We start from the raw sequence: 18356 nt of genomic DNA, 5'->3' as shown, positions 1-18356 counted from the left end.
ATTGAGTATGAACCAAGCAGGTTAAAAATTACCTATGGCTACGACAAACGAAAGAATAGTTCCGGTTGATATTGAAGATGAAATGAAAGGATCGTACATCGATTATTCGATGTCGGTTATTGTTGCACGTGCGCTTCCCGATGTTCGCGACGGCTTAAAACCGGTGCATCGCAGGGTGTTGTTCGGAATGAACGAACTCAGCTTAATGCCAAATAAAGCGTACAAAAAAAGCGCACGCGTTGTTGGAGAGGTACTTGGTAAGTATCACCCGCACGGCGACGCATCGGTGTATGATACGATAGTCCGTATGGCGCAGGATTTTTCGCTTCGATATACGCTTGTTGATGGACAAGGAAACTTTGGATCGGTTGACGGCGACTCACCGGCGGCAATGCGTTATACAGAAGTTCGTATGACCCGAGTAGCCGAAGAGCTGCTTCGCGATATCGAAAAAAACACGGTGAACTTCACACCAAACTTTGACGATACCCTGCAGGAGCCATCAGTTCTTCCTGCAAGTGTTCCCAATCTTCTTGTGAACGGAGCAAGCGGTATCGCAGTCGGTATGACCACAAATATCCCGCCGCACAATCTTAGCGAAGTGATTGACGGTATTATTGCGATGATTGCTGACAGGGATATCGATAATGAAAAATTGATGAAGCATATCAAAGCGCCGGACTTCCCAACCGGTGGCATCATCTACGGTTATGACGGTGTACGCGAAGCATACAAAACAGGAAGAGGAAAGATCACTCTCCGTGCTAAAGCATCAATTGAAACTGCAAAGAACGACAGACAAAGCATTATTATTTCTGAAATTCCATATCAGGTCAACAAGGCAACGCTGATTGAAAAAATTGCCGAACTAGTGCGCGATAAAAAGCTGGATGATGTTTCGGGAGTGAACGATGAATCCGACCGCGATGGTATGCGGATTGTTGTTGATTTGAAGCGCGATGCGAACGCAAGCGTTGTGCTGAATAATCTCTATAAACACACGCAGATGCAGACCACGTTCGGCATTATCATGCTTGCGTTGGTGGATGGTCGTCCGCAAGTTTTACAATTGAAGGATACACTAAAATATTTCATCGAACATCGCAACGAAGTGGTTGTTCGTCGGACAAAATTCGATCTTGATGCGGCAGAAAAAAGAGCGCACATCTTAGAAGGATACATTATTGCGCTCGATAATATCGATGCAATCATCAAATTGATTAAAGCGTCGAAGGATACCGAGACAGCAAAACTTGGATTGATGAAAAAATTCAAGCTTTCCGAGATTCAAGCGCAGGCAATCCTCGATATGCGCCTGCAGCGGTTGACGGGATTAGAACGCAAAAAGATTGAAGATGAATATAAAGAGCTCATTAAACTGATCAACAAATTGAAAGCGATTCTGGGAAGCAAACAGCTTCAATTACAGATTATCAAAGAAGAACTCCTCGCCATCAAAGAAAAGTTTGGTGATGAACGCCGCACCGAAATTGTGATGAAGCAGACGGAGTTCAAAATTGAAGATATGATTGCCGAAGAAGAAGTGGTGATTACCATTTCTCATGGCGGATATATTAAACGCTTTCCGGTGAGTGGATACCGCAGACAATCGCGCGGAGGAAAAGGCGTAACCGGAGCGGCGTCGCGTGAGGATGATTTTGTTGAACATATGTTTATCGCCAGCACACATAATTATATCCTCTTCTTCACGGATAAAGGAAAATGCTATTGGCTGAAAGTGTTTGAAGTTCCTGAAGGAGGCCGAACATCCAAAGGAAAAGCGATCACCAATCTTATCGCCAAAGAGGCGGAAGAAAATATCACAGCATTTTTAAGTGTGAAAGAATTCAGCGAGAATCAATTTGTCTTTATGGTCACCGAAGAGGGACAAATGAAGAAGACATCGCTGATGGAATTTAGCAATCCGCGAAAGAACGGGATCGGTGCAATCTCGCTTGATAAGCATGATCTGCTTCGAGATGTGAAGCTGACCGATGGAACACACGAGCTTGTGATTGGAACACACGAAGGAATTGCAATTCGATTCCCCGAAAGCGAAGTGCGGGCAATGGGACGTTCTGCCTCGGGTGTTCGTGCCATCAAATTGTCAAGTGGAGATAAAGTGATCGGTGCCGTCTCATTGAAGCGGACGAAGACTACTATTCTTGTCGCCACCGAACATGGATTTGGTAAACGCTCCGATCTTGGAGATTACCGTGTCAGTCATCGCGGGGGTAAAGGTATTGCAACGCTGAAAGCGAACGACAAAACAGGAAAAATGATTGCTATTAAGGAAGTGCAGAATACCGATGATATCGTAGTTGTCTCTTCCAGCGGAATGATTATCCGTCAACGCGCAGAAGATATTCGCGTCTCCGGACGGAATACATCGGGCGTTCGATTAATTCGTCTGGGCGAAAAAGATGCTGTCACCGCTATCGCAATCGTTACATCGGAGGACGAAGAAGAAAAACAACTTGAAGCAGCGGATAAAGCCAGAGCATCGGCTGCTGTTGCCAGCGCGAAAGAAGAAAACGTAGAACAAAAGGAACTGTTCGACGATAAAAAAAAAGCCCTGAAGAAACAGAAGAATAATCCGGCGGGCGGAAAAAAGAAAGTCGAGAAAAATAAAACAACGGAACCAAAAAAAGAAAAAGAAACAGCTCCAAAGAAAAAAACGGTAAAACAATCTGTTCCGAAAAAAGCTGCACTAAAACCGAAACAGAAAATGAAAGTTCAACCGAAGAAAAAGGGGAAGAAATAATTTCTTAATCATTCAAGGAGAAGCATTATGAAAAAAGTTCTCGTTCTGATCAGCATTATCGCATCGTTGACAATTATTGGTTGTTCATCGTTGCAATTGCAACCGGCGGATTTTGCATGGGCAGCGGAAGAGATTGTTGAAGTTGGCGCAAAAGGAATGGTCGATGCAAAACGATACAGCGTTGCATTTAATGTAACGGCGTTGTTGGCGAAAGAATTTGCAACTGATTCCGCAGCAGCAAAAGACACCAAAGAAATCCGGTTAATCAGAGACAAAGCAGGCTTCTATTACTTGACCGGCAAAAAATTCAAAAATGTTTATGTGCTTGCACAAGGCGACGGCGCACTCTCGGTGAGTAATACATTGGTGATTTCCGTAGAAAAAACGATGGACGATCCAAAGTTCGATCAGAAAGATACTTATGTTGAACTGTGGAACGGAAAAGATAAATTTCAGCTGACTAAGGGAGGCGCACAACCGGTCGGAGGGAAAAAATGAAGAAGGGAATCATTCTCCTCGCAGGCGTTGTCCTATTCATCAGCGGGATGAATGCTCAAGAGCGTACGCAATCCGATATCAAACGGGATTTTGAGACGCGTTTTATCCTTCTAACAAAGAATTTAAATGGTGCCGAAAACGAAGCAACATTGACGCTGCTGTTAAAAGATGTTGCAACCTTTGAAGCTGAGTTTAAACCGCACCAGGAATTCTTAAACAAAGCGGTCTTTCCGGACGGATATGACGGATTAATTGATCGATTAAAGAAATCGAAAGAACTGGCCGAGAAAAAAATCCTTGCTTTGCAATTGGAAAAAGAGATCGCATCGTTGACGGATCAAGTGCAATCCTTAAAAGAAGAGAATGCATCACTCCGTTCACAGTTAACAAAAGCGCAAGCAGAGCTTGCCTCTTTAAAGAAAGCAATCGCACTGCTTCAGGATGATATCCAAAAACGGGACGAAGCGGTCTTTGCACTTGTGGACAGTCTGTTTGTTAAATATGATACGGATCAGATTTCCGGTACAGATATGAAAAAACTTTCTATCTTGGAAAAGAAAAATGTTGTCGCCAGCATCAAGCGTTCTGTCAGCGACAACATGATGTTTCTTTCGTCTGCCTCGTTCTCGCCGCAACAGATCCCTCAGTTGTTAAACGAGCAGCGTCGATTCGAATCATCCTGGAAAGGGGTCGGGCAAAAACTCTCTAAAGCATATGTTCCTACGTCGCTTCAGGGGAAAGAAGTTTCCGAAATCAATGGCTTAATTGCCAACTGGAGAACAATGACGGAAGGGGTGTTTTGGAAGGGTTTAAACGAAATCTTTGCTTCCGAAAAACTTTCCATCACTCCGTTTAATAACGGCGAAGAAATGTACGCCAATATTATCAAATTCATTGACAGCGAGATACAGAATACTGCACAGAGAAGTTCGGCAGAACAAACAATCGTTTTTGAAGCATTTGCCTACAAGACATGGGGAAGCAAATTAAAACCGTCATGGATTCCGGTAATGATGCGGCACGGATTGTTTACCGAAGAACAAATGGCAGAGATCGACGCTAAGACCAAAACATGGGCTGCGGGAATGAAACCGATTGAAGACAGCACCTTGTCGTATATTCTCATTGGGGCTTTACTCATCGCAATTTTGGCAGGAATCTATCTTGGAACGCGGAAGCGGTCCGCATAATTATTATTCATGATCCATCAACCATCCACATATCTGTAGGAGGAGTAGATGAAACAAAACTTTATAATCCTGTTGAGCGTGTTCCTGTTTACATTCTCATCAGCTCAAGAGCGTTCAAATTCAGAAGTGAAAAGAGATTTCGAAAAAGAGTATAAAGGAATGCTGAAATCAATCAGCGAAGCTGATACGCCGGAGAAAATTGCCGCGGTAGGCGAAAAAGTAAATGCGTTTGAAGCAGATTACAAACCGCACCGTGAATTTTTAAACAAAGCATTATTCCCGGATGATTTTGATGCAAGCATTGAAAAATTAAAAGCGCAATTCACTTATTCAGAACAAAAAATAAAAGCGATCGGTGAAAGCGCCGCACGTATTGCCGAATTGGAAACCCAGGTTGCTACGCTCACCGATCAAGTGAACACACTTTCCGGCGAAAATACTTCGCTTCTTGCACAACTGAAGGAAGCAAAAGCAGAGCGCGACTCACTGCAAAAAGTGGTTACCACGCTCAGGACCAATATTGCAAAACGAGACAGAGCAATCTTTGCCTTGGTGGATAGTCTGTTTCTGCAGTACGATAAGAACATTCAGCCGACAGGCGATGTGCAAAAAAGCCAGCAGGCAAAACTTGAACGAAGCAATGTGCTGTCTAACGTGAAACGTGCCGCGGCGGATAATATCGAATTCCTCTCCTCCACATTATTGTCCGGATCCGATGTTGCAAAACTGTACGCCGAACAACGCAAGTTCGAATCAAGCTGGAACGGCGTGAAAAAAATGATCGGCGATGCGTACCTTTCCAATAAAGAAAAAGCACGCGAAATACCGGCGATTGATACGATGATTATTCAATGGCGCGCGAAAGTTGACGAGTCGTTCTGGAAAGCTTTAAACAATCTTTTCTCCAGCGCAAAACTTCCCGTAGCACCAATTATGAGTGCAAATGAAATTCATCCCGCACTTGCTCGCTTTATTGATGACCAGATCACCGGCGCAGAGAAAAAGAGCGATGCCGATCCGTACGATGCTTATCAGGCATTTGTCAAAATCTGGAGCGAAGAATTGAAACCGGTCTGGGTTCCCGTGATGAAAGAAAACAGCATGATCACGGATGCCAACGTTGCGGATATTGATACCAAGGTGCAGCTCTGGTATTCCAAAGTGAAACCGTCCAACTGGATGTTGTATTCGCTGATTGGACTCTTTGTTATTGCTTTGGCATATATTGTCTATGGAAGAATGAAACAAAAACCAGCACCAACGGCATAAACAAGAAGTTGTAGGACACCTTCAATCTCGTTCCCAAGCTTTGCTTGGGAACGAGAAATTCTAAACAAAAATCTATGCATACTCACGAATTAAAAAACGCTCCCGAAATCGGTAAGACCTATACTTGCGTATTGAACGAAGTTCCATTGTACGAAGCGACAATCGAAAAAGCGCAGGGATGCTGGGCTACCGTAAAAGTGGTGAAACCACTCCCCGGAAAATTTGAACAGCATTACAAGCCAGGACAGGAATTTGATATTAAAGTGCAGTTCTATGATTTTGTTGAGCTATAATTAAAAACAGACGTAGGACACCCCTGAAGCGTCCTACATCTGATAAACAAGTAAACAAGAGTTACAAATCTTATCCCCCAAATCGAAAGATTTAGGGGATTTTTATTTTTAGAGTAAATGGAAAAAAATATATTTATAAGAAACCTCCAAAAATTGATCAACGGAGAGTATATGTATACAGAGCACAGTAATAATTACCGCAACCCAAGCATCCCGTATTCACGTTATTTTTATGCTTAGAAGGTAATACTATATTGAACATATTTGATTTACTAAATGGAGTTTTTTTGAAAAATTTAAGCCTCTCCTTACTCTTGCTGATTTCATTCACCTCTGCCCAGCAAAGCGGATCCGCCTTTTATAAATCAGCGGTCATGAATGGAAACAATATTAAAACCGTTTTCGGAAATTGGGGAGTGATAGGCCAACCGACCGATAATCGGCCACGAGGAGCATGGTTAAAAGAATCAAATGGTTATATAGGAGACAACAGTTTTTTTCTTGGAATCGAACTGCCGATAAAAGATTATAATAACGATGGAAAACCAGACACCATTCACTCAGTTATTACTTGTCCTATTACTCGGCCTGCTTCAGTTTTTGATACAGACGATAAATCGGGCGGTGGCAAACCATTCTCTTTTATGCCAGTAGATGGATTCTTCAACCCCGATAAAAAAAGTATAGCAATAAGCAACGACCCTACAACATGGCCAATTTTATGGGGAAACAACTGGAAGGGTATTAATGGGAATAATGAAATCGTTGCCGATCTTGAATCATATTTTCAAATGGATGATCAAAACGATGAACGGTTTTCGTCCGCAATCTACAATTCCTATAAGGCGGTGTATAAACCAGACACGTTAAATCTCGAACGAAAAGGCCAGGGAATACGAGTCGATGTCCGATACCTTCAGTATAATCATCCATTATTCAACGACATTTTTTTTAGAGTATACGATATTACAAACGAAAGCTCTTATGATTATCAGAAAGTATTTTTTGGATATTTAAATGGCACCTTAATTGGACTTACGGGTAATCAAAACTTTAACGAATACGACGACGATTATTCGATACTCTACAAAAAAGAAAACGTTGTTATAGCCGGCGATTTTGGTGATAACGTTTCACGAAACCCTTTCTGGAGCGGACCAGTAGGAAAAACCGGAGAAGGCTTTTTAGAATCAGATAGTAATGGTCTTATTGCAAGCTATTTATATTTTACACCGGCGAATAATATACCTATAGGATCGGATGAAGAAATGTGGAAACATTTTATTCCCGGTTCTTATAAATCTCCTCAAAGTATCGTCAATGATACAGTAGCTACTATGGGACATGATGGTGATTATCTGTTTGGTTCAAAATACTTTTCACTAAAATCGAAAAATTCAAAACAAAAAAAACGAATCGTTTCCGCCATCGCATACGGATATTCGCCCAACGAGATCTTTCAGAAAATAAAACTTGGAAGACTGTTAGCAAAAAATAATTTTAATATTACTGCAACCATTTCGCATTCGTCAATACCACAATTTGAAATAGTTCAGTCTCTCTCGGGAAATATGTCAATTCAATGGCCGAGCAACAATCCTACCGAAACCGTAGATATCTATTTTAGCCCCGACGCAGGGAAAAATTGGCAAACAGTAGCCGAAGATATCCCCAATAATGGAAATTATTCGTGGAATACCGCTCAATACGGAGATTGTTCGTTTGGCAAACTAAGATTATTTATTAAAAATGCTTCGGGTGTTTATAGTACATACCTGGAAAACAAAAAATATTTCTCCATCAACAATGTCGGAAACGGTACACCGTTTATAAAAATATTGTCCGACTTAAAGAGTGTCGACACAGTAAAAAACGGCATACTTTCTTTACGAATATTAGTCGGTGATCCTGACAATAAAAATTTATTGGCAAATATATCCTATTCTCTCGGAGAAGGATTTACTATTGCCGAACAACCATCAATTACTTCAGACACCGTAGAACAAAACCTTCAAATCAATTTGGGAAAGATGCCAAACAGTGAGAAATTCAGACTGAAAATTGATATTAGTGACGGAAACAGTATATGGAGTGATTCAACAGATACATTTGTCAAGAACACTCCTCGCAACGGAATTGCAAATTCAAATATTACTTCGTTATCCGGCACAAACCAGTCAAAAGTTAAAATAACAGTGGTAGATAAATCTCAAACAACGGCGGAAACATACGTTATCTCTTTTGTGGATACTTCACATAATAAACCTAAAACTCTCTCTGTTTATAACAAGACAAAAAATATCCCCATACTTTCCAACGTAGAGTTATTGAATAAGACAGAATCACCAGTTTTTGCCGGATTGCGATTATCTATTGATGATGATATTACGAAATACGATACATCGTATTGGAGCAGAAAAGACTCAATTTCCCCCAATATTTATTTTAGAACCGTCCAAATACCGGACACAAACTCAAACGTGGTTTATGGATATCCGAAACCCATTGATTATCAGATAATTTATGGTGTTAAGAGTAGGACAATAGATCTTAAACCATATTTGGGATATACAACACCAAAAGAATCTATTGACGTAGCTATTGTCGATAAGAAATCTCAAGAAAGAATTGAATTTGCGTATGTCGCACAATCAAATAATTTTGCTGATTTCTATCTGGTAGAAAAAATCCTTGAAAAAAAACGACTGACTTGGTATATAAACGTTCATCATAATAATCCAATTCAGGGATTACCAAAAAAGGGAGACACCATTACAATTACAACAAAAAAGGGAATTAGTATTTATGATTCACTTTTGATAAAAGACGTTGCTCTTGCTGTTCCCGAGAGTAATCCGTTACCGAGAATCTATTCGCTCTATCAGAATTATCCGAATCCGTTTAATCCCACAACAACCATACAATACTCAATTCCTGTTTCCGCGGTTGTTACCATTAAAGTATTCGACATACTTGGAAGAGAAGTCAAAACCTTAATTAATGATTATAAGACCCCGGGTATTTATTCGGCAGAGCTTGATGCTTCTATGCTTTCCAGCGGCATCTATTTTTATAAAATGACATCGGCTCATTTTACCGAAGTGAAGAAGATGGTATTGGTGAGATAGAATTCATTTTTTGACCGTTTGAATAAAGCATTGGAATACAAATAAATCCCCAAAATCTCATAGATTTCGGGGATTTATGTTTTAAACAAAAATTTAACTTGACTTTTTGATATTCATATGATATCATTACAATATCAAACTCAGAAAGGAGCTTGTTATGCAAACAGTCGTTGAAAAAAGCGGTAAAAAATTAAACGGTTATTTGATGTTATTTCTCGTTATCGGTTTGACCATTTTTAATCTTTACTGGTTAGTGATGATGATCCGATTAGAACTCCCGTCAATGTTAATCGTCTTTATCCCATTATTAATTATCAATCTTATCTCTTTGGGTGGATTCTTCATTGTTCAACCAAATGAAGCTCGTGTATTAGTGTTGTTCGGAGAATATGTCGGTTCGGTCCGCGAATCAGGGCTCTTTTTTACCAATCCGTTTGCGACCAAAAAACATGTATCTCTCCGTATTCATAATTTTAATAGCGAACGAATTAAAGTAAACGATCTTGACGGTAATCCAATTGAGATCGGTGCGGTGGTAGTATATCGTGTGATCGACTCAGCTCGCGCGCTGTTCGACGTGGAAAACTACGAACAGTTCGTAGCAATCCAAAGTGAAACAGCAATCCGCGCACTCGCATCCGAATATCCTTACGATTCTCATGAAGAAACCAAAGCATCGCTCCGTGGTAATCCACTGGAAATTGCAGAGGCATTAACAAAACAGGTGCAGACCCGTCTGCAGGTTGCCGGAGTTGATATCATCGAAGCACGCATCAGTCATCTTGCCTATGCCCAGGAGATTGCTCAGACGATGCTGCGACGGCAGCAGGCACAAGCAATCATTGCTGCTCGAAAGAAAATTGTCGAAGGTGCAGTCGGCATGGTTCAGGACGCACTGCGTATTTTATCGGAGCAAAATATTGTGAAGCTGGACGAAGATAAAAAAGCAACCATGGTGAACAATCTAATGGTGGCGCTTGTATCCGATCACGAAGCAGTGCCGGTAATCAACACTGGTACATTGTATCAATAACACCAAAAAGTTGTAGGACATCTTAGAGATGTCCTACAACATACAAAACATGAAAACACTCTCTCAATATCGCACAGAACAGATTCAACTTGTTCAACCATCTATCTGGAAACGCATATATCAATTGCGCAGCGGAGAGACGGTACTGATGACGATGACATATCCCAAACTGTTCAGCACGCTTGCAGTAGTTGAAGGATTTGGAGAAACATGGGAATTTCAAAAGCCGAGCATTTGGAAATCGAATCTGGAAATCAAAAAAAAGGGTAACCAATTGCCATTCGCAAAATTTTCCGTAGAAAAGTGGGGATGGGGCGGAACATTCGAGCTTCCCAATGGTGAGCGGATTGAATATATTTTTAAAATATGGAAATCGGTTAACGAGCTCTACTCCCAACAAAAAAACAAATTGATTTCGTTCAAACGCGTTTCGTTGTGGAAAACCTCCATCAATGTGATGATCGAGCGAGAATCCGAATTGATTGAAAAGAACCCATGGATTATCATGGTAGTCTATTACGTCATGCTTGAACGAAGACAACAAGCCCACGGCGCATCAATGTGAACATGAAACGGCTATGAGTGAAAAGAAAAAATTTTTATTGCGCTTGGATGAAGATATTTATGCATCTCTGGAAAAATGGGCGGCCGACGATTTGCGGAGCGTCAACGCCCAGATAGAATTTCTCTTGAAAGACGCTGTGCGAAAAGCGGGTCGATTAAAAGAACAGAATTCTTCAACGGAGGAAAGGCGTACGTAATAATGCGTTTATCCAACACCGACTGTGAGAAGGTCGGTATTGCACTATTGTTTTAACCGTAGTACCAACGGAGACCGAAGCCAATATTTACAGCCCAATTTCTTGATTTTCCCCCTCAGTTTTTTCATATTGAAAGCGCTAAACAATTATCAAATGAATGACTGACACCGCACACAAACCCACAATAGTATCTCGAATTGCTGAGCTTTTCTTTCAGCCGGGTAAAATAGTCCTCACATTTTTTGAACACCTCGGCCGATATATGGGAACAATCGGTTGGATGCTCTATAATTTCCGCAACGCAAAGGAATATTCCGGCAACATTCTTCAGCAAATGGTAATGATTGGTAACAATTCAATTCCCATTGTCTTGTTTGTCTCAATGTTTGTCGGCATGGTAACGGCCGTCCAGTCATCCTATCAATTGTATGACTGGATTCCCCGCTCTGTTGTCGGCGCATTGGTGACAAAATCGGTTTTGTTGGAATTAACACCACTTCTTACCGCCCTTGTTCTTGCCGGAAAAGTGGGGGCAACAATCACTGCCGAACTGGGAACGATGCGTGTAACGGAACAGATCGACGCGCTAGAGGCATTGGCATTCGATCCGATCTCCTTTTTGATTACACCACGCGTTCTCGCCGGTATTTTTATGTTCCCTGTTCTCGTCATCTTTGGCGACCTTGTAGCAATTTTGGGTGGAATGTTTGGTGCTTCAACAATTGCCGGGATCCCGGTAGAAGCGTTTGTTGACGGGATGAAAAGCTCTTTTGAATCATGGGATGCAATTTTTGGGATTATCAAAGCAACGGTTTTCGGATTTATTATTACGTCGGTATCTTGTTATCAGGGATTTCAGGTCCAAGGCGGTTCCGAAGGTGTCGGAAAAGCAACGATGAATACAGTCGTGTTGACGTGCCTTAGCGTAGTTGTGATGGATTTTATTTTGGCATCGGTATTATTATGATTCACCTGACAAATATCTGGAAACGATTCGGCGACAAGCAGGTCCATTGTGGACTCAACCTAGAGGTGCGCGATCACGAAACACTGGTCATTATCGGTCGAAGCGGCGGTGGAAAAAGTGTTTTGTTGAAGATGATCATCGGTCTGATCAAACCGGATAGCGGATCAATCAACGTGGATGGCAAAGAAATTTCATCCCTCAGCTATAAACAACTGCAGAAGCTCCGGTTCAAATTCGGATTTTTGTTTCAAGGCGCGGCACTGTTCGATTCGATGACCGTTGGACAAAACATTGAGCTTGCATTGCGTCGGCATAGTGATTATCAAGCGGCAGATATTTCTGAACGTGTTACGTTTGCTCTTGATTTGGTAAAGTTGAAAAATGTTGAACATCTTATGCCATCCAATATTTCCGGCGGCATGAAAAAACGGGTCGGCTTGGCTCGCGCAATAGCATTAACGCCGAAATATATGTTGTATGATGAACCAACAACAGGACTTGATGTAGAAACGGCAGATGGAATCAATCTGCTCATCAACGAAATGAAAACAACGCTCGGTGTAACGTCGATTGTTGTAACGCACGATATTCATAGTGCGTTTGTTGTCGGAGACAGATTTGCAATTTTTGAAAATGGCCAATTTATCATGACGGGGACAAAAGACGATATTCGAAACAGTCCAAATCCGGAAGTGCGAAAATATATCGAAAGTGACATTCAAACATAACACACAAATTTTATTCACGGTACATTCAAACGATTCTTGTTCGGATGTATCGAATAGTGAACAGCGTTAAGGCATATTATGAACTTATCGAACGAAGCAAAAATCGGGATAGCAGTATTTTTTTCTGTTATCATTTTGGTCGGAGGAATCATCTTCCTGAAAGGAATGGACTTCCGGTCAAAAGAATATCGCATTACACTTTTTTACAGCAACGTTAACGGATTGACAGAAGGAAGTCCGATTACTATTGCCGGTTTGAATATCGGAAAAGTGCAGGATATGCGTCTTGCTGGAAATGTTATCGCCGTGGGCATTGCCGTGGATAACAAAGTAAACATTTCAAAAGATTCGAAAGCGTTTATCAAATCAGCCAGTATTATGGGGGGGAAGCAGATTGCTTTAGTGCCCGGCATGTCTCCTGAGATTTTAAAGGATGGAGATACATTGACCGGAGCATACGAGGCCGATCTGACAGAATTGACATCAACACTATCACCGATTTCAAGCAATGTATTGGGAATTTTAGAACGGGTCAATACAACGTTTGACGATCCAACAAGGCGGAACATTCAAAGTATTTTACTAGAATTAAATCGAGCCGCAATCGAACTTCAACAAGTGATTCGCCAACAGGGAGGTCATTTGGATTATGCCGTCGGTAATTTCTCGACATTTTCTGAAGATATGGGCCGCTTTGCAAAACGACTTGACACCATTGCAATAACACAAAAAGGGAATATTGATGAGGGAGTAAAAAGCATCCGGGTTACAGCAAAGACAATGGAAGAAGCATCAGGAAAATTCAGGGATGCGAGTACATCTATTGATAATGTCTTCAAATCATTGGACAGGGGAGAGGGAACAATGGGAAAATTGTTGCACGACCAACGTCTCTACACACATCTCGATTCATTGATTTTAAATATCAATGAATTGGTAAAGGATTTCAAGACAAATCCCAAACGATATGTGAATGTCAGTGTATTTTAAAATCGAATATTTCGTTTAAGATTCTAGCTTTTGTTAAGAAGAAACTCTTTCAGCTGTGCGTTGTGCATCCTTTGAAGAAGAGCAAGAGAGATAATCGCTCCGCACATTGCCAAAAACATATCCCACTGCGTGTCCCACACATCTCCTTGTGTTGCCAGAAATGCGTCAGCATTTTCTCCCACGGCGAGCGCAACCCACCATTCAAAAAATTCATACATAGCGCTGATGGCGAGACAAATAGAAACAACAATGAAGAAAAACATTTTTCCAGATCGCAACGGCGTTGTTTTAATTATAATTTCACGAGCGACAATTGCCGGGACAAATCCCTGTGCAAAATGGCCGACCCTGTCATAATAATTCCGGGCTAGACCGAATTCATCGCGCAGCCAGTTGAACAGCGGCATTTCAGCGTACGTATAATGTCCGCCGATCATTAGTATGATGGAATGAAAACAAAGAAGAGTATAGACTAGTGTGGTTAATCGAAATCGGTTGTATGTCACTATCACAAGAACAACTCCTATCAGAGCCGGAATAACCTCTAAAAACCAAGTGAAGAGATCCTTTGGGTGTACTACTGACCACAATAGTGTGGCGCCAAACATGCCTAAAAGGATCTTATGTTCTATCGGTGCCGAAGTATTCACTTTTTTTGCTGGCTCCCATCAATACAGCCATTTTGCCAAACCGCTGTTGGTAGTATTGTTTCTATCTATCGTTCACCACGTATTTCATAAGAGAAAAGCTCTCCGAATATTCGTCAGCCACATTAAGCAACACGAAAAATCTTCTCCATCGTACGACCTTTTGCTAATTCATCAACCAACTTGTCCAAATATCGCACCTGTTGTGTTAACGAATTTTGGATTTCTTCCACCCTATAACCACAGATTACACCAGTAATGAGGTGAGCATTAGGGTTTACCGTAGCATTTTGAAAGAATGTTTCAAACGTTACTTTTTCATCAATAAGTTTTTGTAGCTTTTTTTCATTAAAACCGGTCAACCATTCTATTACTCGATGCAATTCTTCTTTCGTTCTGCCTTTTTTCCTTATTTTTGCCAGATACAGAGGATAGACAGAGGCGAAGGTCATTGTTGCTATACGCTCATCATGTTTGTTTGTGTTGTTCATACCGTGTATGGTAACGTTACTCCCTCAAAATTATTTCACTCTTTTTAATTTGCCCTTCCTTTTCACTATGCTCTTATAGTCCCACTGAATTTCTTTTGATTTTTTCAGCCACCGTTTAAGCTCTTTTGTATTGATTTGTTCAACCGTGGTGTAGAATATGGAAGCGTCTTTAAATTTTTTACCGACCACATTCAAGTTCTCTTCTTCAAAACCTGCTCCGCTCCAAAACATTAAACGCCAGCCCCCCTTCTGTTTACTGTAGCCAACAATTGGATTACCGTCTAAAAACCAAACAGGGTGGGCGTGCCAAATTTTGCTTTCTGCTTTAGTCAGTTCGCCGTCAACCGTTGTTGCAAGAAGGTCGCAAATTTCTTTGTCGACGGCTGTTTGCTTGTCGTTATATGATTGAATGTCAGCGTTCATTTCGGTTTGCGTGATAATGAATAGCGGTGTTATACTCAAATATTATTTTTTCTTATTTAGTACAACTATCAATGCCAAAGAAATAATAGCCATTACTAAGGCACTAATGATAAGAGAATTTTCCTTTTGTAAAATTCCAATAATGAAGTCGCCAACAAACATTACGAAAAAGAAAATATATGCAATTGTCAGCATAGGAATTGATTTTTTCAACGTGGCAAAAGCAAAGATAACACCAAGCGCAAACTGTCTGGCCGCCCACATATAAACGAGGTAGTCAACCCCTTTTGCGGTAAGGTCAACCGTCTCCAAAACCGATTGCGGTGATACGCATAACGATACACTTACCATAAGTTCCATGAATGCAAAAAGTCCTGATACGATAAGTATCCACTTGGGCATTGATTTTTGTTCTTCTGTCATGATGTAACCTCGTTTTTGTCGTCGAGATAACCATTATAATTATTCACCGATGTTACGTTCTACGACTCGTAGAGCGTAACATGAGTTATTCATTTTATTTAGTGATGATGTCCGCCGGCACCATGAACATGACCGTGGCTTAATTCCTCCGCCGTTGCTTCGCGTACGCCAACAATTTTTACATCGAAATTCAGTGTTTGTCCTGCAAGAGGGTGGTTGCCGTTAACGGTAACGTTCTCTTTTTCAATTTTGGTTACAGTAACAACTCTTTCACCGTCCGGTCCGGAAGAAGTGAATTGCATTCCTATAGCCAGGTCATGAATACCGGTGAATTGGTTTCGCGGAACAGTGACGATTTGAGATTGATCGAATTCTCCGTATCCGTCCGCCGGAGCAACAGAAACCTTAAGGATATCATTTGCGATCTTTCCTTCAAGTTGAGATTCGAGTCCGGGAATAAGATTCCCGTTGCCATGGAGATACGCAAGCGGTTCACGCCCATCAGACGAATCGAGAACGTTACCATTATCATCGCGCAGCGTGTATTCGATTGAAACAACTTTGTCTTTCGCTATTTTCATGTATCTCCTTTTTTAAAAATGAACTGGTTATTATTTGTACAATTTTAATTTCTTTTCATTCTCTTTTGTTGCAGGCATAATGCTCACAGCAGCACCGCCGCCGGGAACAAGAGTCAATTTCAAAACGGTTTTAGTGTTCACAAGGTAACTATCAATTTTGTACGCCATGGGATTTTTTTCCCAATGAGCGTTAGACGCATCGCTATATACTGTTGCAACATATTTTTGTTTTGCATCAAGAAAACTGAGAGGGGCGGTCGCCGTCCTTGCTTGCTCGTCTGTTATTGCGCCGATAAACCAATTTTCTTTTCCTTTGGCTTTGCGTGACGTTGTTACATAATCTCCGGGTTCCGCTTCAAGAATCCTGGTATCGTCCCAATCGACGGCAACGTCTTTAATAAATTGAAAGGCATCGAGTTTCGATTCATAATTTTCCGGAAGATCAGCCGCCATTTGTAACGGCGAATACATTGTTACGTACAACGCCAACTGTTTTGCCAATGTTGTGTGCACCCGTTCTTTTTTATTTGGATCATAGAAATTCATTTTGATCTGGAAAATACCCGGTGTATAGTCCATCGGTCCACCCATAAATCGGGTGAAGGGGAGAATCGTCTCATGATCAGGAGGATTGCCGGAACTCCAAGCGTTAAACTCGTTTCCTCTCGCCGCTTCGCTGGCGATCCAGTTGGGATAAGTGCGCTGCAGACCGGTCAGTCGTACCGATTCGTGCGCATTGACCATAATTTTATAGTCCGCCGCTTTTGAAACAGCACGTACATAATGATTTACCATCCATTGTCCGTCGTGCACCTCTCCGCGGGGAATAATTTTTCCCACATATCCTGATTTTACAGCATCGTAACCATATGCTTTCATAAATCTGTACGCAGTGTCCAATTGCCGCTCATAATTGGTCACCGATGCAGACGTTTCATGATGCATGATAAGTTTTACCCCTTTTTCTTTTGCGTATCGCTGAACTTCTGCAACATCAAAATCCGGATACGGTGTTACAAAATCGAATACGTTCTCTTTCCAGTTGCCGAACCAATCTTCCCAGCCAACATTCCATCCTTCAACAAGAACAGCGTCAAATCCATGCTTGGCCGCAAAATCGATATAGATTTTGGTCCGCGCGGTATTTGCTCCATGTTTTCCGTTCGGCGTGAGTGATTTCCAATCAGTTTCGCCGATCTTCACATTGTTTACATTGGCATAGTTCCATGATGCAACACCAACATGCATTTCCCACCAGATTCCAACATACTTTACCGGTTTGATCCAGCTGACATCAGAGATCTTTGATGGTTCGTTAAGATTCAAAATCATTTTTGATGAAAGGATATCGACAGCCTTATCGCTGACAATAATCGTCCGCCACGGAGTTTTTGTCGGTGCTTGTAAATATGCTTTATTACCGACTGCGTCAGGGGCGATCTTCGATGTCAGTACAAAGTTCTTTTGATTAATATCTACACACATTGCGGGGTAATTCACAAGGGCTGCCTCAGAAATATTGATGTACAGACCGTCGGAAGATTTCATCTGTACCGGCGTTTGCACCATTGCCTTGCTAGAAAGTGAACTGGTAAATATTTCGCCGGGATGTCTATCTTTGCTTGCCTCAACCTCGCTCAGTTTTGTTTCCTGATATGTATATTCATTAGTATCAAAATCTCCGGGAATCCAAAAGGCTTTATGATCTCCCGCAAGTGCAAATTCTGTCCGTTCATCCCTTACAGTGAAATAATTTAGATTGTCCTGTTGGGGAAATTCATATCGGAAACCCACCCCTTCGTTAAACAACCGGAAGATCAAAATCATCAGGCGATTTTTTTCTGCAGGCTGCTGAAGTGTTACTTTCAACTCGCGATAGTTATTCCGTATTGTTTTTACTTCACCAAGAACTGGGTTCCACGAGTCATCAACCATTGACGATTCGATCGTTGCCACCGAAAATCCCGAAAGAAACGATGGCATATTTTTAACTTCCAACCCAAGTTTACTTGGCAGAATAACTGCTTTTTTCCCGAAGGATAACTGATAATACGGAATACTGTCAGCGGATAAGGAAAATGTCAGCGCTAATGATTTGTTTGGCGATTGTATTGTTTGTGCATTGATCGTAAAAGAGGCGAGGAACAGAAACAGTGCGTATCTGAACATA

Annotated in this window: 18 protein-coding genes; 12 read left to right on the top strand and 6 right to left on the bottom strand. The window is 41.4% G+C overall.

Going from position 1 to position 18356, the window contains the following annotated elements; translation table 11 throughout:
* Positions 1 to 34 precede the first annotated feature (34 nt).
* From gyrA to WDA22_11955, 12 genes are all read left to right on the top strand, one after another.
* The gene (gyrA, locus tag WDA22_12010) at positions 35 to 2764 is read left to right on the top strand and encodes a DNA gyrase subunit A (protein MFA5834189.1); all 2730 of its coding nucleotides are present in this window, start codon (positions 35 to 37) and stop codon (positions 2762 to 2764) included.
* 27 nt (positions 2765 to 2791) lie between these two features.
* Entirely contained in the window at positions 2792 to 3262 is a 471-nt protein-coding gene (locus tag WDA22_12005) for a hypothetical protein (protein ID MFA5834188.1), read from the top strand.
* The gene (locus tag WDA22_12000; GenBank protein MFA5834187.1) at positions 3259 to 4452 is read left to right on the top strand and encodes a hypothetical protein; all 1194 of its coding nucleotides are present in this window, start codon (positions 3259 to 3261) and stop codon (positions 4450 to 4452) included. The genes WDA22_12005 and WDA22_12000 overlap by 4 nt, the downstream gene beginning before the upstream one ends.
* A 48-nt stretch (positions 4453 to 4500) precedes the next feature.
* Complete coding sequence (locus WDA22_11995; GenBank protein MFA5834186.1) at positions 4501 to 5721, top strand: hypothetical protein; 1221 nt, start codon at positions 4501 to 4503, stop codon at positions 5719 to 5721.
* A gap of 74 nt (positions 5722 to 5795) precedes the next feature.
* Complete coding sequence (locus tag WDA22_11990; protein ID MFA5834185.1) at positions 5796 to 6014, top strand: hypothetical protein; 219 nt, start codon at positions 5796 to 5798, stop codon at positions 6012 to 6014.
* Positions 6015 to 6301: 287 nt separating this feature from the next.
* Positions 6302 to 9142 (top strand): T9SS type A sorting domain-containing protein, encoded by a 2841-nt coding sequence (locus WDA22_11985; protein ID MFA5834184.1) that lies wholly within the window; start codon positions 6302 to 6304, stop codon positions 9140 to 9142.
* A gap of 157 nt (positions 9143 to 9299) precedes the next feature.
* Positions 9300 to 10175 carry an SPFH domain-containing protein gene (locus WDA22_11980; protein ID MFA5834183.1) on the top strand — a complete coding sequence of 292 codons (876 nt, stop codon included), beginning with the start codon at positions 9300 to 9302 and terminating at the stop codon, positions 10173 to 10175.
* Positions 10176 to 10224: 49 nt separating this feature from the next.
* Complete coding sequence (locus WDA22_11975) at positions 10225 to 10740, top strand: hypothetical protein (GenBank protein MFA5834182.1); 516 nt, start codon at positions 10225 to 10227, stop codon at positions 10738 to 10740.
* A 13-nt stretch (positions 10741 to 10753) separates the two neighbouring features.
* Complete coding sequence (locus WDA22_11970) at positions 10754 to 10936, top strand: Arc family DNA-binding protein (GenBank protein ID MFA5834181.1); 183 nt, start codon at positions 10754 to 10756, stop codon at positions 10934 to 10936.
* A 157-nt stretch (positions 10937 to 11093) separates the two neighbouring features.
* The gene (locus tag WDA22_11965) at positions 11094 to 11903 is read left to right on the top strand and encodes an ABC transporter permease (GenBank protein ID MFA5834180.1); all 810 of its coding nucleotides are present in this window, start codon (positions 11094 to 11096) and stop codon (positions 11901 to 11903) included.
* Positions 11900 to 12631 (top strand): ATP-binding cassette domain-containing protein, encoded by a 732-nt coding sequence (locus WDA22_11960; GenBank protein ID MFA5834179.1) that lies wholly within the window; start codon positions 11900 to 11902, stop codon positions 12629 to 12631. The genes WDA22_11965 and WDA22_11960 overlap by 4 nt, the downstream gene beginning before the upstream one ends.
* A 78-nt stretch (positions 12632 to 12709) precedes the next feature.
* Entirely contained in the window at positions 12710 to 13621 is a 912-nt protein-coding gene (locus tag WDA22_11955) for an MlaD family protein (GenBank protein ID MFA5834178.1), read from the top strand.
* Positions 13622 to 13644: 23 nt separating this feature from the next.
* Here WDA22_11955 and WDA22_11950 read toward each other — a convergent pair whose 3' ends face one another.
* The 6 genes from WDA22_11950 to WDA22_11925 all read right to left on the bottom strand — a co-directional run bounded on the left by WDA22_11950 (position 13645) and on the right by WDA22_11925 (position 18355).
* Positions 13645 to 14229, bottom strand: coding sequence for a DUF2238 domain-containing protein (locus WDA22_11950; GenBank protein MFA5834177.1), 585 nt, complete (start codon positions 14227 to 14229; stop codon positions 13645 to 13647).
* Positions 14230 to 14393: 164 nt separating this feature from the next.
* The gene (locus tag WDA22_11945; protein MFA5834176.1) at positions 14394 to 14759 is read right to left on the bottom strand and encodes a DUF2200 domain-containing protein; all 366 of its coding nucleotides are present in this window, start codon (positions 14757 to 14759) and stop codon (positions 14394 to 14396) included.
* A 30-nt stretch (positions 14760 to 14789) separates the two neighbouring features.
* The gene (locus WDA22_11940) at positions 14790 to 15182 is read right to left on the bottom strand and encodes a DUF1801 domain-containing protein (GenBank protein ID MFA5834175.1); all 393 of its coding nucleotides are present in this window, start codon (positions 15180 to 15182) and stop codon (positions 14790 to 14792) included.
* A 42-nt stretch (positions 15183 to 15224) separates the two neighbouring features.
* Entirely contained in the window at positions 15225 to 15605 is a 381-nt protein-coding gene (locus tag WDA22_11935; protein MFA5834174.1) for a hypothetical protein, read from the bottom strand.
* A 98-nt stretch (positions 15606 to 15703) separates the two neighbouring features.
* Complete coding sequence (locus tag WDA22_11930) at positions 15704 to 16186, bottom strand: peptidylprolyl isomerase (GenBank protein MFA5834173.1); 483 nt, start codon at positions 16184 to 16186, stop codon at positions 15704 to 15706.
* A gap of 30 nt (positions 16187 to 16216) precedes the next feature.
* On the bottom strand, positions 16217 to 18355 hold the full coding sequence (locus tag WDA22_11925; GenBank protein MFA5834172.1) for a glycoside hydrolase family 97 protein: 2139 nt from the start codon (positions 18353 to 18355) through the stop codon (positions 16217 to 16219).
* Position 18356: the final 1 nt, after the last annotated feature.

The sequence above is a fragment of the Bacteroidota bacterium genome, assembly GCA_041658205.1.
Taxonomy (GTDB): Bacteria; Bacteroidota; Ignavibacteria; order UBA10030; family UBA8401; genus UBA8401.
The sequence above is the reverse complement of the archived record's forward strand: the minus strand, read 5'-3'. Positions and strand labels throughout refer to the sequence as shown.

What these genes read in the sequence shown, in the direction of transcription:
- gyrA (MFA5834189.1), top strand. Translation starts at nt 35, where the DNA reads ATGGCTACGACAAACGAAAGAATAGTTCCGGTTGATATTGAAGATGAA.
- WDA22_12005 (MFA5834188.1), top strand. Translation starts at nt 2,792, where the DNA reads ATGAAAAAAGTTCTCGTTCTGATCAGCATTATCGCATCGTTGACAATT.
- WDA22_12000 (MFA5834187.1), top strand. Translation starts at nt 3,259, where the DNA reads ATGAAGAAGGGAATCATTCTCCTCGCAGGCGTTGTCCTATTCATCAGC.
- WDA22_11995 (MFA5834186.1), top strand. Translation starts at nt 4,501, where the DNA reads ATGAAACAAAACTTTATAATCCTGTTGAGCGTGTTCCTGTTTACATTC.
- WDA22_11990 (MFA5834185.1), top strand. Translation starts at nt 5,796, where the DNA reads ATGCATACTCACGAATTAAAAAACGCTCCCGAAATCGGTAAGACCTAT.
- WDA22_11980 (MFA5834183.1), top strand. Translation starts at nt 9,300, where the DNA reads ATGCAAACAGTCGTTGAAAAAAGCGGTAAAAAATTAAACGGTTATTTG.
- WDA22_11975 (MFA5834182.1), top strand. Translation starts at nt 10,225, where the DNA reads ATGAAAACACTCTCTCAATATCGCACAGAACAGATTCAACTTGTTCAA.
- WDA22_11970 (MFA5834181.1), top strand. Translation starts at nt 10,754, where the DNA reads ATGAGTGAAAAGAAAAAATTTTTATTGCGCTTGGATGAAGATATTTAT.
- WDA22_11965 (MFA5834180.1), top strand. Translation starts at nt 11,094, where the DNA reads ATGACTGACACCGCACACAAACCCACAATAGTATCTCGAATTGCTGAG.
- WDA22_11960 (MFA5834179.1), top strand. Translation starts at nt 11,900, where the DNA reads ATGATTCACCTGACAAATATCTGGAAACGATTCGGCGACAAGCAGGTC.
- WDA22_11955 (MFA5834178.1), top strand. Translation starts at nt 12,710, where the DNA reads ATGAACTTATCGAACGAAGCAAAAATCGGGATAGCAGTATTTTTTTCT.
- WDA22_11950 (MFA5834177.1), bottom strand. Translation starts at nt 14,229, where the DNA reads ATGTTTGGCGCCACACTATTGTGGTCAGTAGTACACCCAAAGGATCTC.
- WDA22_11945 (MFA5834176.1), bottom strand. Translation starts at nt 14,759, where the DNA reads ATGAACAACACAAACAAACATGATGAGCGTATAGCAACAATGACCTTC.
- WDA22_11940 (MFA5834175.1), bottom strand. Translation starts at nt 15,182, where the DNA reads ATGAACGCTGACATTCAATCATATAACGACAAGCAAACAGCCGTCGAC.
- WDA22_11935 (MFA5834174.1), bottom strand. Translation starts at nt 15,605, where the DNA reads ATGACAGAAGAACAAAAATCAATGCCCAAGTGGATACTTATCGTATCA.
- WDA22_11930 (MFA5834173.1), bottom strand. Translation starts at nt 16,186, where the DNA reads ATGAAAATAGCGAAAGACAAAGTTGTTTCAATCGAATACACGCTGCGC.
- WDA22_11925 (MFA5834172.1), bottom strand. Translation starts at nt 18,355, where the DNA reads ATGTTCAGATACGCACTGTTTCTGTTCCTCGCCTCTTTTACGATCAAT.